Genomic DNA, 24,728 nt, shown 5'->3' on the forward strand with positions numbered 1-24,728 from the left:
CGGTGGATGATCCCGCCGGCCACTGCTGTTTTCGCCCTGGGGTGAGGGCCTAGATGGCGCCGGTGGATCCTTCTGTGCCGCCCAGGAGCGGTGCCATGCTGCGCCAGCGTGCGATTTCGCAACCATCGGTCCGGCTCAGCTGGCTGTGGACCCTCCGCCCACGGAACCAACCTGTCACAACGGCCACCTGGGGGCCGCCGTACTGTTGCGTGCAGATCCTGTCCGGACGTGGAACCGGGAAGAACACTTCCTCGCCAAACTGCTCGACGGCGGCAAGGGCTGCGCCTGCGTCCGGTAGGTTCGACTCGATGGCGTCCGGCTCCGAAGAGAGTATTCCTTTTGCGGAGCGCAGGTAGAACTCTGTGGGTGTGGCGCCAGGTGCCTCAGTCAGCGTGACCGTGAGGTGGACGTCGTACCCGCTGTTGTCGGGGGAAACCATGGTTACCTTTCGCTGGTGGCGGCGGGTGCTTGGGCAAGGAGTCCCGGGAGACGGTCCGGCTTCTCTACAGAAGCGGTTCGATTGCCTGAAGCACGCGGGCCCGCAGCGCCTGGGATTCGGCAGCAAAAGCCCGCTGGTACTCAACGTACTCGGCCTTGCCCTGCGGTGTCTCGATCCTGATGGGCGGGTAGCCCCATTCTTCGAGGTCATAAGGGGAGGCCTGCATGTCCATGATGCGGATCCGCCACGACAGTTCGAAGCAGTCCATCACCAGCTCGCTGGGCAGCGCAGGCGTCAGTTTGTAGGCCCACTTGTACAGGTCCATGTTGGCGTGCAGGCAGCCCGGTTGTTCCATGGTGCGCTGGTTCTCGCGTGTGGGCGTGAGCTCGTTGAGCGGGATGGCGTCCGGTGTGTAGAAGCGGAAGGCATCGAAGTGGGAACAACGGATGCGGTTCTCCTCCACCACGGTGTCAGTGCCCTCGCCGCCCAGGCGCAGTTGCAGGTACTCGTGCCGAAGTTCGAATTTCTCCTGCCGGTACACCATGGCCCACTCATGGAGGCCGAAGCAGCCGAACTGCGCGGGACGCTTCGCGGTGCCGGTGAGGATGATACCGGCGAAACTGACAGCCTCGGCGCGCTGGGCCATGAAACTGTCCCGGTCAAAGGTGACCGCGGGCGTACCTGGCGGCAGTCCGACTGCTGCAAGGTGGCCGTCGTCGAGCAAGCGGTAGAACTTCCAGTTGGCGCGCTCAAGGACGCGCTCGCCGCTCAGCACTACGCCATCGCCGGGATGCCAGCGCAGCAGTTGGCCAGGCTTCTGGGTGTAATACGTGAAGAGGAAGTCCTCCACGGGGTGTTTCTGTCCGGCCGACCGGCGTGCCAAATATGGGTCCGCGTAGCGCGCGACGCGTGCATGATGTGCTGCCTCCATCCCGAGCCACTGCTCTTGGGGGAGGTGCTGTGGCCTAGGCTGCTCCACCGCTGGAGCCGATGATCGCGCTGGCCGCATCCCACAAGGCGATCTGGCAACCGTCGGTGCGGCTGTAGGAGGCATCGACTTCCACGCCGTCAACGGCGCCAGTCACCTTGGCTGTTTGCGGGCCGCCGTACTGCTGCGTGCAGGCTTGATCGGTTTTGATCGGGGCAGGGTTCAGGAGCGACGGATTGTCCTTGAGGGCCTTGCAGGCCGCGTCTGCGGTTGGGTGCTTGCTTTCGGCTGCCGGGGAGCCGTTTATGCAGACCAGCGTATAGTTCTGCGGTGCTGCCTCGGCTGACTGCAGCACCGTGATGGACAGTTCGGCGTTGCCTTGTCCCGGTGTGGGCGTCATTCCGGGCAAGCTGGGGTCAGGCGTCGTATCGTCAGGGCCGAGGGTTGTGGGCACCTCGGTGGGCGCGGGGTTGGATTGCGTGCCGCTCGGGGAGGCGGTGCTTGGACTGACGGACGACGGCGACACGGAGGTAGCGCTGCTCGACCCGCCCGGGGCGGGGGTACCCGAGCAGCCGGCGAGTCCGGCGAGGACCAGAACAGCCAGTAGGGGGCGGGCAGCCAGTAGGGGCCAGACGGTCTGTGGGGCCCGGGCAGTCTGTGGGGCCCGGTCGAAGCGGCGCGAGCGCATGGAATCTCCTTGGTTGCTGCCATTTTACGCCGATTGGTGCAGGAAGCTGGTGGGGAATGCGGGGGTAGCCACGCGGCCCGGCGCCCGTACGGGTGACATTTCCCATGCCATCGGCTCTGTCCTCAGCGAAGCCGGGTATCCCATCAACACCCAGTTCGGCGGCCATGGCATCGGATCCACCATGCACCAAGACCCGCACATAGTGAACACCGGACGGCCAGGGCGTGGGTACACGTTGCGCCCCGGGCTGTTGTACGCTGCGTTGACCCCTACCTCAGGAGCCGCTGCGCTGGGTGGCGGCGATGAGGCCTGTCATTGCCTGATGGAGTTCGGCCACCTCCTCGCGACTGAGCTGCAGGCGCTCCCGGATGGTGCCAGGAACCGCGGTTGCCTGCTCCCTCAGCGCTGCTCCCTGTTCCGTTAGCTTGACTGCAAGCGCGCGCTCATTGCCCGCCACGCGCTCGCGGGTAATGAGCTTGGCTTCTTCAAGTCTGCGGAGGAGTGGGGACAGGGTGGCGGGCTCGTGAAGGAGGGTATCGCTGATGTCTTTAAGTGTCCGGGGACTCCGCTCCCAGAGCGCCAGCATCACGAGGTATTGCGGATGGGTCAGTCCGAGCTGTTCCAGGATGGGCTTATAGATGCCCACAACACTCCGCGAGGCAACGGTTAACGCGAAGCACAGTTGACGCTCCAAGAGGAGGTCGTCAGTTTCCTGGGTGGTCTCGATGGCATGAGTCATGGTTGTCTTCCCGCCGGATTAGTTAGTGTACTAATTATTAGCGTACTATGAACATGTTGCACCGTCTAAAAGAGGAGTCGATCCGGGTGGCAAAGGAATCCTTTACCCAGAAGTTCATGCGCGCCACGGGAAAGCTGAGGGTTATCTTTGGCCCCGCGCACAGCAGCTCCATCGATCACGAAATGACAGAAGCCAACCGCAGGCTCCTCGCCCAGCGGCAGGCTGAGACGCAACAGTGGGAAACGCTGCGCCGCCCCGATGGCAGCACGTATGTGGTTCCCCGCAATCCGGACGATAAGTCGCTGCGCTAAGCCTTTCTCCGCACCCCGCTCCTAGCCAATGATGGGGCGTTCTTCCGGGAGCTGGTAGAGCCGTGGGCGGGAGGACAAAGCGAGGGCTGATCCGACCGTAATAGTGCCGATTCGGCCGGTGAACATGAGGACCATCAGAACCCATTGGGCGTTGGCCGGCAGGTCATAGGTGATCCCGGTACTGACACCAACAGTGGCGAACGCGGAAATGGATTCGAACAGGACCTTCTCAAGGCCAAAGTCCGTGAACATCAGCAGCAGCAGGGTTCCTCCCACCACTGCGCCGACCCCGAGCAGTGCCACCGAGAGAGCCTGCCGCTGCACTGGGGAGCTGATCGAGCGATGAGCAATCGTGACATGCTCCCGGCCCCTGATCTCGTTCCAGATGGCGAATCCAAGCACCAGGAATGTGGTGATTTTGATTCCCCCGGCGGTGCCGGCGCTGCCACCTCCAATGAACATGAGGATGTTGGTGATCATCAGGGTTTCGGGAGAAGCGGCGCCGTAATCGACGCTGTTAAATCCCGCCGTGCGGGGAAATACACTCCCGGCAAGCGTCGCCAGGAGTTTTCCGCCCAGGGACATTTGGCCAAGTGTCTGGTCGCGGTTCCATTCAAAAGCAGCGAAGAGGGCGCCGCCCACTCCCAGGAGGAGCAACGTGCCGAAGACGGTCAGCCGTAGATGGACTGTCCAGTCCTTGATCCTCACCCCGCCCCTGAGCAGGGCGATCAGGACCGGGAATCCGAGGCCTCCGGTAATGACGGCCAAGCAAATGGGGACGATGATCCAGGGGTCGCCAGCGAAACCAATCAGGTTGTCGCTGTAGAGGGCGAAGCCGGCGTTATTGAACGCAGAAACAGCATGGAACGTCCCGTGCCATAGGGCAGTGCCGGGGTTGTCGTCGTAGGCCAACCAGAAGCGAATGGTCAGTACGGCTGCTGTGGCGGATTCGAAAAGTATCATGATCCGGGCGACGCGGAAGAGGACGGAGCGGACGTCCCCGAAGTTCAGCGTGTGAGTTTCAGACTGCGCTACAAGCTGGCCACGCAGCCCAATGCTCTTTCGCACCAGCAGGGCGAGCAAGGTGGCCAGGGTCATGATCCCGAATCCTCCCACCTGGATCAGGCAAAGGATCACCGCGTGCCCGAAGGGTGTCCAATAGGTAGGAGTGTCCACTGTGATCAGGCCGGTGACGCAGACGGCAGACACGGACGTGAACAGCGCCGGAAGTCCAGAATCTGCGTCTACGTCCGTACGTGACATGGGCAGCATCAGGAGACCTGCGCCAACAAAGATGACCACGATGAACGCCAGTGGTACGGAGCGCACAGGATGCAGCAGCCCGCGCTGCAGCCTGTTGCCTTGGCCTGTGATCCACGTTTTCACTCGTCCATTACTGAGGTCGACCATGCTGCCCAGTTGTCCGGAGGCACCACCACGCATGGGGACGGATCTGTGTGGTGCCCGCATGGGATGGTCCTTTCCGCCCGTAGGCCAACGTGGGCTCCGGTCTGGGGTGTCGCCCAGTCGGTTGGTTGACCCAGTCAGTTGGTTGGCCGCCGGGAACACCACGGAGCGTAGCATCGGATAATTGCCATCAGCCTCGGTTGCGGGCAGTCTTTATGAATCCTTAACGCCCTGTTGTCCGCGCGCCTTTTCCCGCCGGCGGGCGTAAAATTGGCGTACTGGTACGGCATGCGCCGTCCTGCCGCTTTTCTCTCTCCCGTCGAAAGGAGGTGGAAGAACATGGGACGCAAGTTGGAAAGCTTTCAGCACGTGACCGAGCGGCTGCAGTCCGTATTCGGACCAGCAACCCATGGGGACACGGACGCCCCCGTCGTGCACAAACACGACGACTTCGAAACGGCTTCCGAGGAAGACTTGAAGCATTTCGACGTTGAGACCGATTCCGAAGGTCATCACTACGCTGTCCGGAACGACGATCCCGGGCCAACTTCAACTGACTACAGCGTGTGACCGCCAAAAACAGGCATCCGATACCGAAGGACCGGACCGCGAACTCCGGTCCTTCATTACGTGGAGTACGCCTCGCGCAGCATGCATCCCTCCCTTGACCCCGGCCCGCCGTGCCACTGTTGAGTGACTCATAAGCATGCTTATTATATGAAGTGGACGAATATGTGAAGTACACGCATGCGTCCTGGGAAATCAATCTGGAAATAAAGGGGCTGTCAATGAGTGCTCAAGATGATGCCGCAATGGCCCAGGGAGGCTCTGGACGGGCGCATTACCCGCAGCGACGGGTGGCACCGGGCAGTTCCCGTCCCACGCGTACGGCAGCAATCTGGGTTGCCGTAGCTGTGGGCCTGGTGGTTTTGGTCCTGTTGATCGTGTTCTTCGTGCAAAACCAGGACATGGTTACCGTCCGGTTCTTCGGCTTGGAGGGGGTCCTGGCCCTCGGCACCACGCTGTTCATCGCAGCCGTTGGAGGAGGCGTGCTGGTGGCGCTGGCAGGCGGTGCGCGGATTCTGCAACTCAGAGGGGGCAACCATCGGCGGCGGAAGAGGATCACTGGACAGGAGAAGGGCTATGACGGACACGCCGCTGGATGACGAGCAGGCGCCGGACCGGCCTGATCCGGAGGATGGCAGGGAGGCTGCCGGTCTCCTTGGTGACGCCCTTTCCCCGGTGGTCGCCCCTGAATACACGGACGAGGAGCGACTCTCCGAGCCCGATAAGTCCGAGCCGAATAAGTCTGGGGCCGATCAGCAGTACACGGCGGAAGAGGCCGGGAACTAGTTAAGTGCGGAAGGACCGGAGCGTGTTGCTCCGGTCCTTCCGCAATTAATCCCGACGGCGGCACTCCCTGACGATTTATGTTCCGCCGGGGTGGTGGTCGTCTTAGCCTTCGCAGTCAGTGCAGTAGGCGACGCCATCCTTTTCGCGGGCAATCTGCGAACGGTGGCGGACCAGGAAGCATGAGTTACAAGTGAACTCGTCGTTAGCCTGGGGGATGACCTGGATGATGAGTTCTTCGGCGACGATTTCGCCGCCGGGACCGTTGGCGTCCAGGCCGTCGGTTTCGTCGAGTTCAAGAACCACGCTCTTGGCCGTGGGGGCACTGGCGGATTGGAGCGCCTGGAGGGACTGCTCCTGGTTCTCTTTCACATCGGTACGGAGTTCGTCGTAGTCGGCTGCCACTTTTTTGATGCCTCTTCGTGTTAGGGGGTTACCGGGTATGCAACGTACAGCATGCCATGAAAATTCCATACCATACCCCAGATGCGGCGCTTGTGGCGAAAACCACGTGGGTGGCGGCCCAAAAAAGGCCGCCACCTCGCGCCAATTGCCCTCTATTATTACCTCAGGTCGATGTCCAGAGTCTGGAAACTGTCCGCAACATGGCGACCCACCAGCAGGCGGAACCTTCCGGGCTCAAACTTCCAGCCGCCGTCGTAATGCGCAAAAGCCTTTGCCGGGATGCGGACTTCAACGCTGTCGGTGCCGGCCGGCGCAAGGTGCGCTCCGGCGAAACCGGCCAACCAACGGACCGGGCGGTCGACGACGGAATCGGCACGCTCAAGGTAGACCTGAACCACTTCGCGTCCGGTGCGGGTACCGGTGTTCCGGACCGGGACGTGCACTACCGCGTCATTGCCAGCCGTGACCGACTGTGGTGCGTGTGCGGCGCCGAACTCGAACGTCGTGTACCCGAGCCCGAAGCCGAAAGGCAGCGCCGGAGCCGCGCCGCCAGCCGCTTGCTGCTTGAGCCACGCACGGTAGCCAACGTGAATTCCCTCGGAATAGACCACCTTGCCGTTCACGGGAGTCGTGTTGAGGACGGGGACATCTTCCAGGGCCGCTGGCCATGTTGTTGGCAGGCGACCCCCGGGTTCCTCGGCGCCGAGCAGGATGTCTGCGATTGCGGTGCCGAACTCCTGTCCACCGAACCAGCCCAGCAGCACGGCGTCTACCTTCCGGAACCACGGCATCACCACAGGCGAACCCGAGTTCACAACTACCACAGTGCGTGGATTGGCCGCGGCCACAGCCTCCACGAGCTGGTTCTGGAAGCCGGGGAGGTCCAGGTCTTTACGGTCAAAGCCCTCGGATTCGATGGCCGCACTGGTTCCGACTACTACCACTGCAACATCGGAGTTACGGGCGGCTTCCACGGCGGCATCGATCTCCGCCTGAGGATCGGCCACTACTGTTTCTTCGCCCAGCAGGATGGCCGTGAACGGGATGACCTGTTGCTTGGGCAGGCGGTATTCGGCCTGAATGCGCACAACCTGGCCAGCCGTGGTCTCGATGGCGTGAACAGTCTTGGGAGGATCGAACAGCGCGGCACCCAAGACGTCGGTGTCGTCCTGGATTTCGTCGTTGAAGACCTCCGCTCCGTCCAATGAGAAGCGGATTTGCCCCACGGTGCCCACTCCGAGGTGGTGGACACCGGCTACTTCGGCAGTCCAATCGGTTTCCATCCGGATGATGGCGGCGTCGTCGGGGATGCCAATACCGAACCAGACCAGGTGTGAAGCCAGGCGGTCTTCGCCGGAGATCTCCGAGCCGTCCTCCGCCAGGAAAGTGACCCGGATTCCAGGCACATCGGAGACGGGGTTCTGCAGCGAAGTCCGGGGGAACGCCTGGAGGCCCTCGGCCACCTTCGCGCCACGCGCATAGGTGACTCTGACGCCGTCGGGCAGTGCTTTCCGCAGCCCCTCCAAGGGCGAGACGGTGTACTTGGGCATCACAGTGGCGCTCCCGCCGCCTTGGGTGCGGGCCTCTTCAGCGTTGTGGCCGATCACGGCCACGCTCGTCAGCGTCGAGGCATCCAGTGGAAGGATGCTTCCCTCGTTGCGAACCAGCACGGCGCCGCGGACGGCGACTTCACGCGCGACGGCGGCACCGTCCAGTTTCGCGGGGAGCTCGGCGACGGCGGGCTCGAAGCCTTCGAGTGAGCCGACGCGGGCAGCGAGTCGCAGGATACGGGTGACCTTTTCCAGGATGGCGCCATGGTTGACGCGGCCATCATTGACGGCGGCCAGAAGTTTGGGTCCCCAATGGCCTACGGGACCTGGCATTTCCAGGTCCTGGTGGGCGTTTGCTGCTTCAACGGAACGCACTCCGGTCCAGTCGGATACCACGACGCCGTCGAAGCCCCATTCCGTGGAGAGCGGGGTTTCCAGCAGCTTGTTTTCGCTCGCCGTGGTGCCATTGATGGAGTTATAGGAGCTCATGACCAGCCAAGCCCGGGCTTCGGTAATGGCGTCTTCGAACGCTGCCAAATAGAGCTCACGCAGCGGGCGTTCGTCCACCACGGAGTCTGCAGTGAATCGCTCCGTCTCGGCCTCGTTGGCCAGATAATGCTTGGGAGTAGCCCCGACGCCCATGGACTGCACCCCGGCAACGTAACCGGCGGCCATGGTTGCCGTGAGTCGGGGGTCCTCGCTCATGCACTCGAAATGACGGCCACCCAAGGGTGACCGATGCAGGTTGATGGTGGGGCCGAGTACAGCGTGGACGCCTTTGCGGCGGGCCTCCTGGCCGAGGACCTGGCCGTAGCGGCGAGCGGTTTCTACGCTCCACGTAGCGGACAGGGCGGAGGATGACGGGAGGGAGATCGAGTCGTGGCGTTCGTCGAAGTCTTCGCCGCGGACGCCTGCAGGCCCATCGGACATGACGATGCGGCTGAGGCCGATTTCCGGGATGGCACGGGTGGACCAGACGTCCGCTCCTGTCAGAAGTTGGATCTGCTGCTCCATGGACAGGCTCTGTGCGAGCTCGCGGATGCGTTCTTCGGCACTTGGCACGTTTGTTGCCAGGACTGCCTGCGAGAGTGTGGGGTTCATTTACTTGACTCCTTTGATGCGGATGACCAGGAGGGTGCCGGTAGGTCTCATTGAGAGACTCTAGCGACTAAAATCTAGTGTGACTAGGTTTTTGTGAAAACAAATCAAGTCTTACTCGATTTTGTTCGTGAAATAGACTGACCCAATGTCTACTTCCAAGGCCCGCGGGCAATACGCGAAGGGTGCCGAACGCCGCGAACAGATCATCCAAACGGCTACGGACGTCTTTGCGACGGAAGGATTCGAAGGGACTGCGCTCAAGCGCGTGGCGGAACTCGTTGGGGTGAAGGAAGCCACTCTCTTCCACTATTTCAAGGGCAAGCAGGAGCTCCTCACTGCAGTCCTGGCCGAGCGCGACCGGCGGTCCATGGCGGTGGTTGGCCAGGAGGAAGTGGGGCTTCGCCTGATGCCGCCGATCGCCGAGCGGAACCGCCACGAACCGGGTCTTACCACGCTGTACGCTGTTGCATCGGCCACCGCCAATGATCCCGGACATGACTCCCACGGCTACTTCAAGGAACGGTACGAAAATGTGGTGCGGAACGTCTGTGAGGACATTGTCCGCCGCCAACAGGCCGGTGAAGTCCGGAGCGACGTGGAGGCAGCCATGCTTGCACGGCTGGTGGTTGCGGCGTTCGATGGCCTGCAGTTGCAGTGGCTCTATGACAAAGACGTGGACATGGCCGATGGGCTGAGGCAACTCATCGACGTCCTGCTGGCTCCGGTACAGCGCAGCAAAGGTTAACGCAAGGAAGGACCGGGGCGCTTGCCCCGATCCTTCCTTGGGTAAACCTCGACGGCGGTACTCGCCGCCCGTTTGGGTGCCCTAGCGGCCGGTGCCGCCGTAAACGGTAGCTTCAGCATCGCCGTCGAGCTCGAACGCAGCGTGGATGGCGCGGACGGCGTCGTCCAGCTTGTCAGCGCTGGTGACCACGGAGATGCGGATTTCCGAAGTGGAGATCATGTCGATGTTGATGCCGGCGTCTGAGAGGGCCTTGAAGAACGTGGCCGAAACGCCGGGGTGTGAACGCATGCCGGCGCCAATAAGGGAGAGCTTGCCAACGTGCTCGTTGTATTCGATGCTCTCGAAGCCGATCTGGCCTTCAGCTGCACGCAGGGCGGCCAACGCATCGGCACCTTCGACGATCGGAAGGGTGAACGAGATGTCCGTGCGGCCCGTGCCGTGGGTTGACACGTTCTGGACGATCATGTCGATGTTCGAGTGGGCATCCGCGATCACCTGGAAGATTGCGGCAGCCTTGCCGGGGATATCCGGAACGCCTACAACGGTGACCTTGGCTTCGGACCGGTCGTGTGCAACGCCGGAGATGATTGGCTGCTCCAAGGCAACTCCCTCTTGAATCGTGAACTTTTCATCGGCGCCCGGGATGACCCACGTGCCTTCGTGCTGGCTGAATGAAGAGCGGACGTGCAGCGGCACGCCGAAGCGGCGGGCGTACTCCACGCAACGCAGGTGCAGGATCTTGGCGCCGGAGGCGGCGAGTTCCAGCATTTCCTCGCTGGAGATGCGGTCGATCTTCTGCGCGGAAGACACAACGCGCGGGTCCGCGGTGTAGATACCGTCCACGTCGGTGTAGATCTCGCAGACGTCTGCTTCGAGCGCGGCGGCCAACGCAACGGCGGTGGTGTCCGAGCCGCCGCGGCCAAGCGTTGTGATCTCGTTGGTGCTGCGGCTCATGCCCTGGAAACCGGCCACGATCGCGATGTGTCCCTTGTCCAGGGCAGTGCGGATGCGGTGCGGGTCGACGTCGATAATCCGGGCCTTGCCGTGGATGCCATCGGTAATCATGCCGGCCTGGGAGCCCGTGAAGGACTGGGCGGAGGCGCCAAATTTGTTGATGGCCATGGCAAGCAGTGCCATGGAAATTCGCTCACCGGCGGAAAGGAGCATGTCCATTTCGCGCGCAGGAGCGGAGTCCGTGACCTGGCCTGCGAGGTCCAGGAGTTCGTCTGTGGTGTCTCCCATGGCGGAAACAACAACCACAACCTCGTTGCCGGCCTTCTGCGCATCCACAACACGCTGAGCGACCCGCTTGATGCCATCAGCATCGGCAACCGAGGAACCGCCGAACTTCTGAACGATCAGCTGCTTGGTAATGGCAGCTCCGTCGGAGAGCTCTTCGATCTTCACTTCGGTAGTGGGCATAGTCATGCGCGCACCCTCACTGCATCAATAGGGTTCGAACGCGGCATGCCAAATTCCAAATTGGGCACACCTGCGTAGCTTATTGGGCCAGTTTATCGCCGTGGTGTGTCCCCGCAGGAATTGTGACCACATGGCGGCCAGTCAGGCTGTTTCGGGAGCAGGCCGCCGGGCGTACGATCCCTTCTATGAGCATTGCGTGGTGCCATGGCCTGGGTTCCTGAGGACCCGGACGATCCCGGGCCGGCGCGCAGCGATTCGGACTACGAGGTGATCGGTGGCGGCGTAATCGACGACCGCTTTCCGCGTCGTGACGGGACTGCGGTTAATGAACTCAGGGGGAAGCGCCAACCTGGGATCCCGGACATTCTCGGAGCTGCCCTAGGGGAGGCTTGGGAAGACTGCTACACGTCCTTGCGATCGTGGCGGTTCTGGGTGGCCTGCGCATCGGGGCTCCTTCTCGCCTGGGCGATGGCCTCGGCCGTGGTGGCCTTCGCCGAAGCCAACGGATGGTTTGAATCGAGCCTTCCCAGCGCCACCTACATACTGATGGCCGGATTGATGGCAGCCGTTTCCGCCCTGCTCGGGGCAGTCTGGGGCTTCCGGCATGTCGCTCGAACATTCCTTGGCGCCCTGTTCGCCGGAATCTTCCGCGGGGCGGTCTTCGCAGTGCCATCCGGCATCCTGCTGCTCGTGGTGGGCGCGGGCGTGGGCGGGCCGATCGGGTTGGCGGGTGCCGCCGTCGTGGTTGTCGTCCTAGAGGTTCTGCTGTTTGGACTCATAGGCGCTGGTGCCCGAGCATGCTCGGCCCGAACACCGGCGGGTGTTGCCCTGGCTGCGGCGCTGGTGGCATTCCTGTGCCTGGGCAATGTAGCAGCCACCATCGCGCTGCTCCCCGGGACCGCGGTGATGGACCAAGCTTCAGTGCCCGTCAACGTGGAGCGGGACGACTCCGGAAGGATCACAGCGTACGAGTGCGTTGGGAGTCTGCGGCCCGTCGAGGTGGCCCACACAGAGCGGGTAGCTTGGCTGGCAGCTTCAAACCCGGTCCTGCTCTTCGGCAGTATCGCCGCTGACGCTGTTCCAGGGGAGCACGAACTTGCGTGGGTGCTTGCCGGACTGCAATGGGCTGCCGACGGGCCCAGGTGGGACGTTCCGTGCATTGGCGGCGAATCAAGCGATCAGCTTGCGCCTCCGGTGCCCATAGCCCTCACCGGCCTCGCGATCCAGGCAGCGGTTGCTGCCCTGGTGCTCCTTCCGGGCCGCTGGTTGTCCTCACGCCGACTTACATCAAGGCGTTCCGTCGGCCCTCAAAAGCCCGGCCCAGCGTGATTTCGTCCGCATATTCAAGATCCCCACCCACCGGCAAGCCGGAAGCCAACCGGGTCACGGTGATCCCGATCGACTTGAGCATGCGGGCCAAATAGGTGGCAGTGGCTTCACCCTCAAGGTTGGGATCCGTGGCGATGATGATTTCCTGGATAGCGCCGTCATTGAGGCGTGTGAGGAGTTCACGGATCCGCAACTGCTCGGGGCCGATCCCCGCGATGGGATTGATCGCCCCACCCAGCACGTGATAGCGGCCGCGGAAAGACCGGGTGCGCTCGACGGCGAGAACGTCCTTGGACTCCTCCACCACGCAAATGACCGACGGGTCGCGCCTCGGATCGCGGCAAATGTTGCACATTTCCTGCTCTGTGACGTTGCCGCACACGGAGCAAAACTTGACCCGTTCCTTCACCGTGGTGATGGCCGCGACGAGGCGTTTCATGTCCTCGGGGTCAGCCTCCAGGATGTGGAACGCAAGGCGCTGTGCCGATTTCGGACCCACACCGGGAAGCCGGCCGAGCTCGTCAATCAGCTCTTGAACTGCACCTTCGTACAAAATGTCCTCGTTTGTTTGGTTTCAATGCTGTGATCAGCGGGGTTGCAGGGGAGAACCGTCCAAGGCGCGCTCTTCGATCAGCTTTCCGCCCAGAATACGCTCCACGGCAGCCCGCCCAAAGACCCTCGATTCCTCGATGGTTTCGTCTTCCGGGCTGGGGATGTCCTCCGGTGCTGTCTCTGGCCTGGCTTGGCTACGTACGGGTGCTTGGACTCTGCCGGCTTGGGCTTCGGGGCTGTTGGTCAAGCGCTGGTATAGGCTCTGGCGAGTTGAGGGACCGCTCGACGGCGCGCCCTCCTCAAGCGTGGCGACGGAGCCACCTGTGTGCTGGGTTTCCGTGGCTGTGGTGGGCCACGCCGCAGGCGCCGGGGCGGACGCCTGTGCTTGTACGGTTCCGGGCCAACTCGACGCCGGAGCGACATCCCAGGTCGAAGAGCCGTTTTGCCCGGCGCTGGTCGGGTGGCCGTAACTCGGGCCTGCCGCGGCTGCTGCGTCCGCCGGTGTTTCAAAGGCAGGACCGCCGGCCGCCGGGACCTGCGCCGCCGCCGGTTCGTAGTCGCGGACGTTCGACACACCAGTATCAGCCTCGATGGGAGTCTGTTGCTTGGCGCCGACATTGGATTCGGTGCCGACCACCCACGTACCAGGCGCTTGTTCTACTGCCCTGGACCAGGGGTCGACGGAAGCGGCCGGTTCTGAGGATTTGCCAGCTGTGTTGACTGCCGATGCGGGGGCGTCCTGCCCAGCGGATGGCATCGATGCCGCAGACGGAATCCCCCGCGCCGGGGACGCCGGTGCTGGGGAAGCCGGCGCCGAAGGGGTGTCCGGACCCGACAATGCGGGGGACGGTTCCCAATCCATCGGAGGTTCTTCGTCCAACGGCGGCGCATCTTCGTCGAGCGGAGGACCCCAGTCATCGTCGGCGTAGGAATACTCCCCAGCGGACGTCGTGGGGTCTGCGGGAGCCGCCGGCGCCGTGGGTTCGGCGGGAGCCGCCGGCGCCGAGGGTTCCGCGGGAGCCGGGGCATCCGCAATTGGTGCTACTGCCTCCGGCCTGGCCGGCGCGGGCGTCGCTGCCTCAGGGGCGGCCGGTGCCAAGCCCCAGGCGGAGTCGACCGATGAAACAGCACTTGGCGCCTGGGCTGGCACTCGTTCCTGGGTTGGCGCTGGTACCTCGGCTGGCACTGCGGTTGGGCCCGGCACTGAATCTGGGGCAGCCGACGGCGATGCGGTGCCAGCCGACGCCGGAACCTCCCGGCTAGTAGGTGCTTTTGGGTTTGGCTCAGAGCTCGCTGAGCTGTTGCCGCCAGCCACTGCGACGATCTGGCAGTCGATGCCGATGGTCTTGTGGATTGCCTGGCGAAGGTTCTCGGAGTGATCCGCGCGCCCAAAGGCCCCAGCGAGGCCGGCGGTGGTGAAGGCGAGAGTCAGCACCTGGCCATCGAACTGGGCCACCTGGGCATTCGGTTCCACCAAGGCCCACGTGCTGCGTTTGATCTTGGTCAGCGTCTGCAGGACTTCCGGCCAAGCGCGACGTAGGGCTTCAACGTCTCCGCCAGCGGCTGGCGCTGGTTGGGAGGCAGGGGCAGGCTGCGGTGGAGCGCTGGGCTGGGATGCGGGCGGCTGCGATACGGGAGCGGGCTGCGCAGCGGGCTGTGCTGTTGACTCCGCAGCCGGCCGCTCCTCGGCCAAACGTTGGGCAGCCGGACGGTCCTCAACTGGCCAATCGTTCGTTGAAACGCGGGGGGCGGAGATTGGCTCCCGCGACACGGGCGCTGACGACGTTTCCTGCACAGATGCAGATGCTTGAACTGGACCTGCTGCCGGTGCCTGAACTGGTGCTGCCGCGGGCGCTTGAACTGGACCTGCTGCCGGTGCCTGAGCTGGTGCTGCCGCGGGCGCCTGTGGAGGGGCAGTCTGGGCGCCTGACGCAGCAGCCGGTGAAGAAGGCGGGCCAGAGGCGACAGCCGGGATACCGGCGTCGCCGGCGTAATTCAGGCGACGCTCCACGCGGTCGATCCGGGCCGCAATGCCCCGTTCCGTCTGCTCGGAACCGGGCAGCAGGATGCGCGCGCAAAGAAGTTCCAAGTGCAGGCGAGGCGAGGTGGCTCCGGTCATTTCCGTGAGCGCCGTGTTGGTGACATCCGCCGCGCGGGAAAGCTCCGCGGCACCCAGGTTTGTGGCCTGGTTGCGCATCCGGGCAATCTGGTCCTCAGGCACGCCGCGGAGGATCGCCTGTGCGCTTTCCGGCATCGCCTGGACGATGATGAGGTCGCGGAAACGCTCCAGCAGGTCCTCCACGAACCGCCGGGGATCGTGCCCGGTCTGGATGACGCGGTCAACAGCGCGGAAAACAGTTGCGGAATCGGCCGCTGCCACGGCATCCACGATGTCGTCCAGCAACGAAGCATGGGTGTAGCCGAGAAGTGCGACCGCGAGCTCGTAGTCAAGGCCGTTGGGTCCGGCACCTGCCATGAGCTGGTCCAGCACTGACAGGGTGTCACGGACGGAACCACCGCCAGCACGGATGACGAGCGAAAGCACGCCCGGAGCCACGGGAACGTTCTCCTGATGGCAGAGCAGCTCAAGGTACTTCATGAGTGGCTCGGGCGGCACCAACCGGAAGGGGTAGTGGTGCGTGCGCGAGCGGATGGTGCCGATGACTTTGTCCGGCTCCGTGGTGGCAAAGATGAACTTGATGTGTTCCGGCGGCTCTTCGACGATCTTCAGGAGCGCATTGAAGCCGGCCGACGTGACCATGTGGGCTTCGTCGATGATGAAGATCTTGTAGCGGTCCCGCACCGGGGCGAACGTTGCGCGTTCGCGGAGATCGCGGGCATCGTCCACGCCACCGTGGCTGGCGGCGTCGATCTCGATGACGTCCAGCGAGCCGGAGCCGCCGCGCGCCAGTTCGATGCAGCTGGGGCACTTGCCACAGGGTGTGTCCGTGGGACCCTCGGCGCAGTTCAGGCAACGGGCCAGGATGCGCGCGGAGGTGGTCTTGCCGCAGCCGCGGGGGCCGGAGAAGAGGTAGGCGTGGTTCACGCGGTTCTTCCGCAGCGCCGTCATCAGGGGCTCGGTGACGTGTTCCTGCCCGATAACGTCCGCGAAAGAGTCCGGGCGATACCTTCGATACAGGGCAGTTGTAACAGTCACAGGGGAAACCTACCTATAGGGACTGACATTTAAATAAGAGACCCCTCATGCACCCGCCAGAGCCCATCTACCCTTGCTACCTTCCGGTCCTGGGGGAGTTCAACAGGATGACGCCACATGAGGGGCCGTCGACAAGCTTACCCGAACTTAGTTCGGGGTTCGAATCGGCTGGCGGAGGGTGTGGAAAACCCCGACGGCGGTGGCCGAATGAGCAGGCAGGCGCTATGGCAGGCCGGCGCTACGGTAGATAATCCGGCGCGTCCTCAAGCCCGAAATACCGCTCCAACGTGGTGATTCCGTTGGCCCTCATGTCGGTGGCCAGCTCTACGCCGACAAAACGCAGGTGCCACGGCTCATATGCGTAGCCAGTGATGCTCTGTGCCCCAGCCGGGTACCTGACAATGAACCCGTACTTCCACCCCTCGCTCGCCGCGAAACGGCCAGCAGGAGTGTCGGCGAAGCACGGCTGCAGCGCACACACCCCACTGGCATTTCCGATGTCCATCGCCAAACCGGTCTGGTGCTCGCTGTAGCCGGGACGGGCAGCCAGGGTGTCCGCCGTCGCCTGGCCGTACTGGGCCACATAATCGGCGTAGAGGCTCTGCTGCTCGGCATAGGACCGGTATCCGCTGAGGGGCCGGACGTTGACGCCGGCGGCCTTGGCCGCTTTCGAGAACTTGTTGTAGGCCGTAGCTGCCTCAGTGCGCAGCCGTTCTGCCGAGACGCGGGTCAGCGACGCCGGAACATAGCTCGAAGCGGTAAGCATGCGGTGCTTGTTGACCACTACTTGAAGGCTGTTTGCAGAATTGATGTCGTAATCGACCGCCACTGCAGCCTGGGGAGACAGCAACCCCACAGAAAGCACCGCCCCTGCAATCCCCAACCAGAATTGGCGCAGCTTCATCGAGTCCTCCCAGTCACGTGTGTCCAGTGAAGTGTGTCCAGCGATGGGGTGACTGTACTCCGGGTCCGGAATGCCGACAATCTTGACTTTCAAGGCCGTCGCCTCTTCAGTCCAAGGATGGTTCCCCGGAGTTGGAGAATGTGCTGCTGCGGCGCCGAACATCGAAAACTTCCCACGCCTGGGGTATCAGATCGAACGCGACGTCGCACATGCGCCGCAGTTGTTCCATACCTTCGGCTTGGAACACATCGTCTTCGGCAAGGCTGCTTGCGACGTCGTAACCGCTTCTTTCCGCAGTAGTCCACTCCAGCCCATGGGAGTAGCCGCTGCAGAACTGCCAGGCATAGATCAAGCCCGGAGGCAGGCTGCTGCTCGAGCGCAGCTCCTTGAGGATCGCTGTCTCCGTGCGGTTCTTGGTGGCATACCCCCAGCTTCCATCCCCTTTCCGCCGGAACATCGGAGGCAACCGCAACGCTTCCGCCGATGAATTCAGCGCCCGGCGGAGGCCGTCAAAGTAATCCGCCGCGACATCATGCCTTTCCGGATGGAACTCACCAAGGTAGGCGTCCCAGAACGCCGCGGCGTTGAACACCTCCCGGGACACGAGTACCAGGCCCCGCCGCGCGCGTTCATCGGAGCTCTCCGGCAAAAGCGCCCACAGCACCGTTGCAGTGCACTCCATGATGGTGCGTACCAGCGCATACGGTGCATGGGTCTGCGTACGGAAGTGGATGTTCCCGTCGGGCGCCTCGATGAACAAGAGGCGGCGGAGCGCCTGCAGATTGTCCACGGCGGCCACGAGGGACTGCGTCAGCAGATGGCTGACGCTGCGGGAGGAACTGAAGAGGTCATCCAACTGGTGAAGGGGCGAACCGTCCTCGACGCCGCCAACGTCCATTCGTCGATCGCAGAGTGGCTCCAAGGCCCGGAGGCGTTCAAAGATTCTTTCCGCGGCCCGGCTTTCTTCGTCTGCCCCGTCCAGCGAACCGGCAGAGTCAGGTGGTATTTGCCTTTCGTCCACGCAGTGATCCTAGCTCTCCGGCAGATGCGGCGGGAAAGGTCGCCACCCGTTCACCGGCCACGTCATGAAAGCCGGCTCCTCGTAGGGGTGGGCCGCGCGCAGGGCACGCACAACGTCGTCGAGCACAGCCTCCTCAACCACGCACTCAACCCTTGTTTCAGGCACCTGCTGGGGGCTTCCGACGTCGCCGATGAACGGCTGCGCACCCGGCAGGGGAGTGAAGTGGCCAGTACCGGGCGACGTGAACGAGCAATGCGAGTAGTCGCCGATCCGTCCTGCGCCGGCGTCGCCGATTGCCTTAAGGAGGGCAGGAGCATGGGTCTCGGGCACGTACACAACGAGTGCATGGAGCTGCGTCATAGGAACATCCTGTCAGTAACTTCGGCTGCAAACCGGCCCGCACCATTGCATATCTGCGGGTCACAGCGGACCATGGGTATGTACACCGATTGGGGCAATCTCAAGATTGTGAGCTGCGGGGCCTGGGGGCGAGGGGCCGGACCCGGCAGCTCAACGGTGATACCGCAAGAATGGGCGCGTTGGGGGCGTCCATTTTTCCGTTAAGGCGAACAACGCTTTTTTTGGACGCACGGCGAGGGTGAAATGGCCCGATTACACGATGCCGAAATTCTCAGGTACAGTAGTATCTGCTTTCGATTCGGAAGCAAGGAGAATTCGCCTAGCGGCCTATGGCGCACGCCTGGAACGCGTGTTGGGTTAACGCCCTCGGGGGTTCAAATCCCCCATTCTCCGCGGTTGTGATGTAGCGGGACATCCTTTACGGATGTGTCGGGACATCATTGACACCCCCGGTCTTCGGACCGGGGGTGTTTTGTTTTTTCTGGTAGCCGCGGTCTGGGTTGATTGTGAACTCCGCGAGGACTTCACCGGTTCCGTGTTCGATGGTCAGGACGTGTTCTTCGTGGCCGAGCAGGATCACTCGTTTGTGCTTGTGGAGTCGACCGATGCCCAGGTGGCGGAGGCGTCCGGCGTAGCGGAGTGAGACTTTCCCATCGGCATCGACTCGGTCGGTGCGGGTCCGCCAGTGGTCGCCTTGGATGGCGAGCTTCGGGGCGGCTTTGGGGGCGGCGTTGTAGGCGGTGGCCGGTGTGCGCCGGTTCAGGGCACGGTGCGGGCGTTCGTGGTTGTAGATCTGCCTGAACTTCGCGAGCTGGTCGTTCAGGCCGTCGAGGGTGTGGGCGCGAGGCTGCCCGGCAAGCCATTTTTTCAGGGTCTGGTGGAATCGCTCGATTTTGCCTTGGGTTTGGGGATGGCCTGGGTGGCCGTTCTTCTGCGTGATGCCGAGCGAAGCTATGAGGGTTTCGAAGGCGTTCCGGCCGCCCTTCCCGCCAGCCAGGCGGGTGGTGTAGACCATGCCGTTATCGGTCAGGGTTGAGGCCGGGAGCCCGTGTTCGCTGCCTGCGTCGAGGAACGCGTTGACCACGATGGGGCCGGTAACCCGGCGGTGGGCGGTGCAGTGCAGCAGGTAGCGGGAGTGGTCATCGAGGAAGTTCAGGATCTCGGTGTCGGTTCCGTCGGCCAGGGCCCAGTGGGTGAAGTCGGATTGCCAGGTCTCGTTGGGCTGGTGCGCTTCGAAGCGCCGCAGCGAGGAGCGGGGGCGCTTGTGGGGTTCCGGGGTGACGGTTCCGGCCTGGCGCAGGATTCTATGAATGGTGCTCGAGGCCGGCGGCCTGCACCCTTCCAGTTCAAGATGGCTGGCGATGGTTTCCGCGCCTGCGTCAAGGCCCTCGGCGGCGAGGCGCTGCCGCAGGGCAAGTACGCGGTCCCGGATGGCAGGGCTGGTCGCCTGTGGGCTGCGGCGGGGGCGCCTGGACCGGGGCGAGAGGCCCGCTTCGCCGGCCTCGGCGTGGCGGCGAAGGAGTTCGTGCACCCATTGCCGGCTGACGCCGTAGCGGCGGGCGGTTTCGGTTTTGGACATTCCGCCCTCAAGGACGGCCAGGACGATGACCTTGTTCTTCGACATGGCCCAGCCCATCAGGGCATGTGTCGTCTATGTCCCGCGACATGCCGGCAGTGTCGACGATGTCCCGCCACAGGCACTGTCAAGGATGTCCCGCCACATGTGTAAACGATGTCCTGAAATCACACACCCCATTCTCCGCGGTTGGCCCCGGTCTTCGGACCGGGGCCTTTTGCGTTCCCGGAATCAGGCCCTCCGGGGCGGGCAGCGTTACTGTTGCGCCGCAGCAACGCGCTCCAGGACTTCGCGGCAGGCCAGGATCGCGGGGTGGATCCGGCCGGCCGTCCGCGTGGAGGTGAAGACGGTTCGCTTGGGCAGGCCGGGGAGGTCGAGCAACTGCACTGGCCGTGACATCCCTGTCCAGACAAGGTCCGGCATGAGGGCAACGGCGTTTCCGGATTCGATGAGCCGGATCTGGGCTTGGAGGTCGGCCGTTTCGTATCGAACGTCCGGCTCGAAACCGGCAGATCTGCAGGCTTGCTCAGCCCAGTGCCGGGAGGCGGCGCCGCGGGGTTCCATGACCCAGGGCATGTCAGCGGTATCTTCCAGCGATGAAACGAGCTCCCCGCCCAGCCCTGCCGGGGGAGTGGCCAAGCGGATGGCGTCACTGGTCAGCGTGGCTCGGTCCAGGCCGGGGTGATGCGGGGCCGCATGCCCGGGGTATTGCTCCGCCACCACGATGTCGAAGTCGCGGGCCCACGTTTCGTAGAGGGCGGTCTCCGGTTCCCGCTGGGTCATTTCCACCCGGACCTCTGGATACTCGCTGCGCATGATGGTGAGGAAATCGGGGAGCAGGGCCAGGGCTGCGGACTGGAATACCGCCAATCGCACGGTTCCGGTGACCATGGAGAGCGACGCTGCAAGGTCCGTTTCAGCGCGTTCGAGTGTTTCCAACAGGTCCGCCGTGTGCGCAACGAGGATCTCGGCCTGTGGCGTCAGTTGGACGCGGCGGCCGGCCTTTCGGAGCAGCTCGACGCCTGCTTCCTTCTCCAGAAGCGTCAATTGTTGGGATACCGACGATGGGCTGTACTGCATCGCGTCCGCCACCTCGGCGAGGGTTCCGCGGATCTTCAATTCGTGCAGCAAACGCAGTCTGCGGACGTCCAGCACGGCAGCCTCCAAAGGTTCGGAATGGGTAATCAATATTCGTCAGAAAACATCGCTTTTCCTAACGTGATTGTAGATCCATACTGATGGAAACAAACAAACTTCTCCGCCTCAGAAGGAGCCCCTTATGACCAGCACCCTCCCGGCCGCCGCCCCGCGCACCGAGGATTCAGGGCAGTTCGACGCACTGGCCCAGGAGGCCATTGCATTGGTCCGCCACTGGCTTACCGAAGCCAGCAAGATTCCCGTCGACGTTTCCGCCCAGCGCCTCGCCGGAGTCCTCAAAGACCCAAACGGCCTTGACTTCACGGTCGGATTCGTCGACGGCGTCATCCGCCCTGAGGACTTGTCCGTCGCCGGCCGTAAACTGGCCGAGCTGGCCCCGAAGGTGCCCAAGTTCCTCCCCTGGTACATGCGCAGCGCAGTACGCGTGGGTGGGGTCATGGCTCCGATCCTCCCGCAGGTGGTCATCCCTATCGCCCGCCGCGTGCTCCGCGAGATGGTGGGCCACCTGATTGTGGACGCTACCGACGCCAAGCTTGGCCCGGCCATCGCCAAGATCCGCCAGGACGGTGTGCACCTGAACGTGAACCTCCTGGGCGAGGCAGTCCTGGGCGAGCACGAAGCCCAGCGCCGACTGGATGGCACGCTCAAGCTCCTGGCCCGCGAAGACGTTGACTACGTCTCCATCAAGGAATCCTCCACCGTGGCGCCGCACTCTCCGTGGGCCTTCGACGAAGCCGTGGACCACGTGGTGGAGAAGCTCACTCCGCTGTACCGGCTGGCTGCATCCTTCCCCAAGCCCAAGTTCATCAACCTGGACATGGAGGAATACAAGGATCTCAGCATGACTATTGCGGTGTTCAAGCGGATCCTGGACATGCCGGAATTCAAGAACCTGGAGGCCGGCGTCGTTCTCCAGGCCTACCTCCCTGATGCCCTCGGGGCGATGCAGGAGCTGCAGGAATGGGCATCGGCCCGACGTGCACAGGGCGGCGCACCCATCAAGGTCCGCGTGGTCAAGGGCGCCAACCTTCCCATGGAACACGTGGAAGCTTCCCTTCACGACTGGCCGCTGGCCACCTGGGGTACCAAGCAGGACTCGGACACCAGCTACAAGAACGTCATCAATTACGCCCTCACCCCGGAGCACATCGACGCCGTCCGCATTGGCGTCGCGGGACACAACCTCTTCGATGTCGCCTTTGCGTGGCTGCTCGCCAAGCAGCGGGGTGTCACTGCGGGGATTGAGTTCGAAATGCTCCTGGGCATGGCAACCGGCCAGGCCACGGCCGTCCGTAAGGACGTCGGCAGCCTTCTCCTCTACACACCGGTGGTCCACCCGGGTGAGTTCGACGTCGCCATCGCCTACCTGATCCGCCGCCTCGAAGAAGGGGCCAGCCAGGAAAACTTCATGTCCGCGGTGTTCGAACTGAGTGAAAACGAGGCTTTGTTCAAGCGCGAGCAGCAGCGCTTCCTGAGCTCCCTCGCAGGCATGACGGCCGAGGTTCCCGGGCCCAACCGCAAGCAGGACCGCCGCCTGCCAGCCGAGCCTGCTCCCCTTGAAGGCTTCCGCAATACCCCGGACACGGACCCGGCACTTCCGGCCAACCGTGCGTGGGGCCGCGACATCCTCAAGCGCATCCCGGGCTCCACCGCAGGCAACAGGATCGTCGAGTCCACCAAGGTCTCCGACTCCACTGAACTGGACCGCATCATCGCCACCGCCGTGGATCACGGTAAGGCCTGGGGCGCCCGCCCGGCCGCCGAGCGTGCAGCCATCCTGCACCGCGCCGGCGACGTCCTCGAGGCCCGCCGCGCAGAGCTGCTGGAGGTCATGGCTTCCGAAACCGGCAAGACCATCGACCAAGGCGACCCCGAGGTCAGCGAAGCAATCGACTTCGCGCACTACTACGCCGAGCGCGCCAAGGACCTGGAAACGGTCGACGGCGCCACGTTCGTCCCAGCGAACCTCACCGTGGTGACCCCGCCGTGGAACTTCCCGGTGGCGATCCCCGCGGGCTCGACGCTCGCAGCGCTCGCTTCAGGTTCCGCCGTCGTAATTAAGCCTGCAAAGCAGGCCCGCCGCTCGGGTTCCGTCATGGTGGATGCGCTGTGGGAAGCCGGCGTGCCCCGCGAAGTGCTGGCCCTGGTCCAGCTCGAAGAGCGTGAACTCGGTACCCAGTTGGTTTCGCACCCGAGCGTTGACCGCGTCATTCTCACCGGCGGCTACGAAACCGCTGAGCTGTTCCGTTCCTTCCGCCAGGACCTGCCGCTGCTGGCTGAGACCTCCGGCAAGAACGCCATCATCGTCACCCCGAGTGCTGACCTGGACCTCGCAGCCAAGGACGTCGTGTACTCGGCGTTCGGCCACGCAGGCCAGAAGTGCTCCGCCGCATCCCTGGTGATCCTGGTGGGCTCGGTCGCCAAGAGCGCCCGCTTCCACAACCAGCTGATCGATGCCGCACGCTCACTGACCGTCGGCTACCCGGACAACGCAACCACGCAGATGGGGCCGATCATCGAGCCGGCCAACGGCAAGCTCCTGAACGCCCTGACCACCCTGGGCGACGGCGAAACCTGGGCCATCAAGCCCGAGCGCCTCGACGAAACCGGCCGCTTGTGGTCTCCGGGTATCCGTTCGGGCGTCAAGCGTGGCTCCTACTTCCACCTGACCGAGTTCTTCGGCCCGGTGCTGGGCGTCATGACCGCGGAAACCCTCGAGGAAGCCATCGCCATCCAGAACGAGATCGAGTACGGCCTCACCGCTGGCCTCCACTCCCTGGACTCCGCTGAAATGGGCGTCTGGCTGGACAACATCCAAGCCGGAAACCTGTACGTCAACCGCGGCATCACTGGTGCGATCGTCCAGCGCCAGCCGTTCGGTGGATGGAAGAAGTCCGCTGTGGGCGCCGGAACCAAGGCCGGTGGACCGAACTACCTGATCGGCCTGGGTAGCTGGCTCCCAGCCGAGGCCAAGGCCAAGCGCGGCACCGTACTTCAGGGTGCAGCTGCACAGCTTCTCGCCGCAGCGAAGTCGGCTGATGTCACTGCCGAGGAACTCCAGACCCTCCAGCAGGCACTCTTCAGCGACGCCGCCGCCTGGGAATCCGAGTTCGGCACCAGCAAGGACGTCTCGGCCCTGTCCGCGGAGCGCAACGTGTTCCGCTACCGCCCGATCCCGGTCACAGTCCGCCTGTCCGAAGGTGAACGGCTCGCTGAGCTGCTCCGCGTCGTGGCCGCCGGCGCGGTGGCGGGCTCGGCCGTCAAGGTGAGCTCCGCCGTCGTACTCCCCGACGCTGTGGTGACGGTATTCGCCAACCTGGGCGTCAGCGTCCGGATCGAGGACGACGCCGCGTGGCTGGCCCGTGCGGCCAAGTTCGACGCCGGGCGGATCCGCCTGATCGGTGGCGACTTTGCCGCGCTGAGCGCAGCCATGGGTGGCCGCCCGGATGTTGCTGTCTACCACGGTGCAGTGACGCAGGCTGGCCGCATCGAGATGCTCCCGTTCCTGCGTGAGCAGGCCGTGTCCATTACCGCGCACCGCTTCGGTACGCCGAACCACCTGTCGGACCACCTGATCTAAGGGAAG

General features: G+C 63.7%; 22 protein-coding genes, 1 tRNA gene, 1 other RNA gene and 1 pseudogene. 9 read left to right on the top strand and 16 right to left on the bottom strand.

Translation table 11 applies throughout. The features are described from left to right. Positions 1–49: 49 nt before the first annotated feature. The 3 genes from LDN75_RS02995 to LDN75_RS03005 form a co-directional block, all read right to left on the bottom strand. Entirely contained in the window at positions 50–439 is a 390-nt protein-coding gene (locus LDN75_RS02995; protein WP_223935712.1) for a serine protease inhibitor, read from the bottom strand. A gap of 64 nt (positions 440–503) precedes the next feature. Continuing rightward, a complete protein-coding gene (locus LDN75_RS03000; protein ID WP_223935713.1) occupies positions 504–1,370 on the bottom strand; it encodes a 3-methyladenine DNA glycosylase in 867 nt (288 codons plus the stop codon). Positions 1,371–1,404: 34 nt separating this feature from the next. After that, positions 1,405–2,055, bottom strand: coding sequence for an SSI family serine proteinase inhibitor (locus LDN75_RS03005; RefSeq protein WP_223935714.1), 651 nt, complete (start codon positions 2,053–2,055; stop codon positions 1,405–1,407). Between the two features lie 58 nt (positions 2,056–2,113). Between LDN75_RS03005 and LDN75_RS03010 the strand changes: the two are divergent. Then, positions 2,114–2,308 (top strand): annotated as a pseudogene (locus LDN75_RS03010) (M24 family metallopeptidase); the annotation flags it as partial. Positions 2,309–2,329: 21 nt separating this feature from the next. Here the strand turns inward: LDN75_RS03010 and LDN75_RS03015 are convergent. Continuing rightward, positions 2,330–2,794, bottom strand: a complete 465-nt coding sequence (locus LDN75_RS03015; RefSeq protein ID WP_223935715.1) for a MarR family transcriptional regulator — start codon at positions 2,792–2,794, stop codon at positions 2,330–2,332. A gap of 86 nt (positions 2,795–2,880) precedes the next feature. Here LDN75_RS03015 and LDN75_RS03020 point away from each other — a divergent pair, with 86 nt between their 5' ends. Beyond that, complete coding sequence (locus tag LDN75_RS03020; RefSeq protein WP_223935716.1) at positions 2,881–3,105, top strand: hypothetical protein; 225 nt, start codon at positions 2,881–2,883, stop codon at positions 3,103–3,105. A 21-nt stretch (positions 3,106–3,126) separates the two neighbouring features. On the opposite strand, the gene LDN75_RS03025 is transcribed toward LDN75_RS03020, so the two are convergent. Beyond that, a complete protein-coding gene (locus LDN75_RS03025; protein ID WP_223937462.1) occupies positions 3,127–4,515 on the bottom strand; it encodes a potassium transporter TrkG in 1,389 nt (462 codons plus the stop codon). Positions 4,516–4,851: 336 nt separating this feature from the next. Between LDN75_RS03025 and LDN75_RS03030 the strand changes: the two genes are divergently transcribed. The 3 genes from LDN75_RS03030 to LDN75_RS03040 all read left to right on the top strand — a co-directional run bounded on the left by LDN75_RS03030 (position 4,852) and on the right by LDN75_RS03040 (position 5,865). Then, entirely contained in the window at positions 4,852–5,082 is a 231-nt protein-coding gene (locus LDN75_RS03030; protein WP_223935717.1) for a hypothetical protein, read from the top strand. Between the two features lie 218 nt (positions 5,083–5,300). Continuing rightward, entirely contained in the window at positions 5,301–5,678 is a 378-nt protein-coding gene (locus tag LDN75_RS03035) for a LapA family protein (protein ID WP_223935718.1), read from the top strand. Next, complete coding sequence (locus LDN75_RS03040) at positions 5,656–5,865, top strand: hypothetical protein (protein ID WP_223935719.1); 210 nt, start codon at positions 5,656–5,658, stop codon at positions 5,863–5,865. The genes LDN75_RS03035 and LDN75_RS03040 overlap by 23 nt, the downstream gene beginning before the upstream one ends. Positions 5,866–5,967: 102 nt before the next feature. On the opposite strand, the gene LDN75_RS03045 is transcribed toward LDN75_RS03040, so the two are convergent. Further along, positions 5,968–6,267 carry a DUF4193 domain-containing protein gene (locus tag LDN75_RS03045; RefSeq protein ID WP_216921958.1) on the bottom strand — a complete coding sequence of 100 codons (300 nt, stop codon included), beginning with the start codon at positions 6,265–6,267 and terminating at the stop codon, positions 5,968–5,970. Between the two features lie 158 nt (positions 6,268–6,425). Next, on the bottom strand, positions 6,426–8,918 hold the full coding sequence (locus LDN75_RS03050) for a glycoside hydrolase family 3 C-terminal domain-containing protein (RefSeq protein WP_223935720.1): 2,493 nt from the start codon (positions 8,916–8,918) through the stop codon (positions 6,426–6,428). A gap of 145 nt (positions 8,919–9,063) precedes the next feature. Here LDN75_RS03050 and LDN75_RS03055 point away from each other — a divergent pair, with 145 nt between their 5' ends. Next, positions 9,064–9,663, top strand: a complete 600-nt coding sequence (locus tag LDN75_RS03055) for a TetR/AcrR family transcriptional regulator (RefSeq protein WP_223935721.1) — start codon at positions 9,064–9,066, stop codon at positions 9,661–9,663. Positions 9,664–9,744: 81 nt separating this feature from the next. Here the strand turns inward: LDN75_RS03055 and LDN75_RS03060 are convergent, their stop codons facing one another. Then, complete coding sequence (locus tag LDN75_RS03060) at positions 9,745–11,091, bottom strand: aspartate kinase (protein ID WP_223935722.1); 1,347 nt, start codon at positions 11,089–11,091, stop codon at positions 9,745–9,747. A gap of 198 nt (positions 11,092–11,289) precedes the next feature. Here LDN75_RS03060 and LDN75_RS03065 point away from each other — a divergent pair, with 198 nt between their 5' ends. Further along, positions 11,290–12,414: a hypothetical protein gene (locus tag LDN75_RS03065; RefSeq protein ID WP_223935723.1), complete on the top strand. Its 1,125-nt coding sequence runs from the start codon at positions 11,290–11,292 to the stop codon at positions 12,412–12,414. Here the strand turns inward: LDN75_RS03065 and recR are convergent. The 6 genes from recR to LDN75_RS03095 form a co-directional block, all read right to left on the bottom strand. Further along, positions 12,368–12,967 (bottom strand): recombination mediator RecR, encoded by a 600-nt coding sequence (gene recR, locus LDN75_RS03070; protein WP_223935724.1) that lies wholly within the window; start codon positions 12,965–12,967, stop codon positions 12,368–12,370. The two genes, LDN75_RS03065 and recR, sit on opposite strands and share 47 nt — an antisense overlap. A gap of 33 nt (positions 12,968–13,000) precedes the next feature. After that, positions 13,001–16,123: a DNA polymerase III subunit gamma and tau gene (locus LDN75_RS03075; RefSeq protein WP_223935725.1), complete on the bottom strand. Its 3,123-nt coding sequence runs from the start codon at positions 16,121–16,123 to the stop codon at positions 13,001–13,003. Positions 16,124–16,156: 33 nt separating this feature from the next. Continuing rightward, positions 16,157–16,253, bottom strand: an RNA gene (gene ffs / locus LDN75_RS03080) — signal recognition particle sRNA small type. Positions 16,254–16,361: 108 nt separating this feature from the next. Beyond that, positions 16,362–17,120, bottom strand: a complete 759-nt coding sequence (locus LDN75_RS03085) for a M15 family metallopeptidase (RefSeq protein ID WP_223935726.1) — start codon at positions 17,118–17,120, stop codon at positions 16,362–16,364. A 13-nt stretch (positions 17,121–17,133) separates the two neighbouring features. Further along, positions 17,134–18,048, bottom strand: a complete 915-nt coding sequence (locus LDN75_RS03090) for a hypothetical protein (RefSeq protein WP_223935727.1) — start codon at positions 18,046–18,048, stop codon at positions 17,134–17,136. Between the two features lie 9 nt (positions 18,049–18,057). Further along, positions 18,058–18,408 (bottom strand): hypothetical protein, encoded by a 351-nt coding sequence (locus LDN75_RS03095; RefSeq protein WP_223935728.1) that lies wholly within the window; start codon positions 18,406–18,408, stop codon positions 18,058–18,060. 308 nt (positions 18,409–18,716) lie between these two features. Between LDN75_RS03095 and LDN75_RS03100 the strand changes: the two genes are divergently transcribed. Further along, a tRNA-Ser gene (locus LDN75_RS03100) sits at positions 18,717–18,801 on the top strand. Between the two features lie 25 nt (positions 18,802–18,826). Here the strand turns inward: LDN75_RS03100 and LDN75_RS03105 are convergent. Then, positions 18,827–20,032, bottom strand: a complete 1,206-nt coding sequence (locus tag LDN75_RS03105; protein ID WP_223935140.1) for an IS481 family transposase — start codon at positions 20,030–20,032, stop codon at positions 18,827–18,829. Positions 20,033–20,239: 207 nt separating this feature from the next. Further along, complete coding sequence (locus tag LDN75_RS03110) at positions 20,240–21,139, bottom strand: LysR family transcriptional regulator (RefSeq protein WP_223935729.1); 900 nt, start codon at positions 21,137–21,139, stop codon at positions 20,240–20,242. Between the two features lie 124 nt (positions 21,140–21,263). Between LDN75_RS03110 and LDN75_RS03115 the strand changes: the two genes are divergently transcribed. Further along, positions 21,264–24,722: a bifunctional proline dehydrogenase/L-glutamate gamma-semialdehyde dehydrogenase gene (locus tag LDN75_RS03115; protein ID WP_223935730.1), complete on the top strand. Its 3,459-nt coding sequence runs from the start codon at positions 21,264–21,266 to the stop codon at positions 24,720–24,722. Positions 24,723–24,728: the final 6 nt, after the last annotated feature.

This window comes from Arthrobacter sp. StoSoilB5 (genome assembly GCF_019977235.1).
Lineage (GTDB): Bacteria > Actinomycetota > Actinomycetes > Actinomycetales > Micrococcaceae > Arthrobacter.

Excerpts from the sequence above, each read along its gene's own strand:
- LDN75_RS02995 (WP_223935712.1), bottom strand. The coding sequence starts at position 439 with ATGGTTTCCCCCGACAACAGCGGGTACGACGTCCACCTCACGGTCACG.
- LDN75_RS03000 (WP_223935713.1), bottom strand. The coding sequence starts at position 1,370 with ATGGAGGCAGCACATCATGCACGCGTCGCGCGCTACGCGGACCCATAT.
- LDN75_RS03005 (WP_223935714.1), bottom strand. The coding sequence starts at position 2,055 with ATGCGCTCGCGCCGCTTCGACCGGGCCCCACAGACTGCCCGGGCCCCA.
- LDN75_RS03015 (WP_223935715.1), bottom strand. The coding sequence starts at position 2,794 with ATGACTCATGCCATCGAGACCACCCAGGAAACTGACGACCTCCTCTTG.
- LDN75_RS03025 (WP_223937462.1), bottom strand. The coding sequence starts at position 4,515 with ATGGTCGACCTCAGTAATGGACGAGTGAAAACGTGGATCACAGGCCAA.
- LDN75_RS03030 (WP_223935717.1), top strand. The coding sequence starts at position 4,852 with ATGGGACGCAAGTTGGAAAGCTTTCAGCACGTGACCGAGCGGCTGCAG.
- LDN75_RS03035 (WP_223935718.1), top strand. The coding sequence starts at position 5,301 with ATGAGTGCTCAAGATGATGCCGCAATGGCCCAGGGAGGCTCTGGACGG.
- LDN75_RS03040 (WP_223935719.1), top strand. The coding sequence starts at position 5,656 with ATGACGGACACGCCGCTGGATGACGAGCAGGCGCCGGACCGGCCTGAT.
- LDN75_RS03050 (WP_223935720.1), bottom strand. The coding sequence starts at position 8,918 with ATGAACCCCACACTCTCGCAGGCAGTCCTGGCAACAAACGTGCCAAGT.
- LDN75_RS03055 (WP_223935721.1), top strand. The coding sequence starts at position 9,064 with ATGTCTACTTCCAAGGCCCGCGGGCAATACGCGAAGGGTGCCGAACGC.
- LDN75_RS03060 (WP_223935722.1), bottom strand. The coding sequence starts at position 11,091 with ATGACTATGCCCACTACCGAAGTGAAGATCGAAGAGCTCTCCGACGGA.
- LDN75_RS03065 (WP_223935723.1), top strand. The coding sequence starts at position 11,290 with ATGGCCTGGGTTCCTGAGGACCCGGACGATCCCGGGCCGGCGCGCAGC.
- LDN75_RS03095 (WP_223935728.1), bottom strand. The coding sequence starts at position 18,408 with ATGACGCAGCTCCATGCACTCGTTGTGTACGTGCCCGAGACCCATGCT.
- LDN75_RS03105 (WP_223935140.1), bottom strand. The coding sequence starts at position 20,032 with ATGTCGAAGAACAAGGTCATCGTCCTGGCCGTCCTTGAGGGCGGAATG.
- LDN75_RS03115 (WP_223935730.1), top strand. The coding sequence starts at position 21,264 with ATGACCAGCACCCTCCCGGCCGCCGCCCCGCGCACCGAGGATTCAGGG.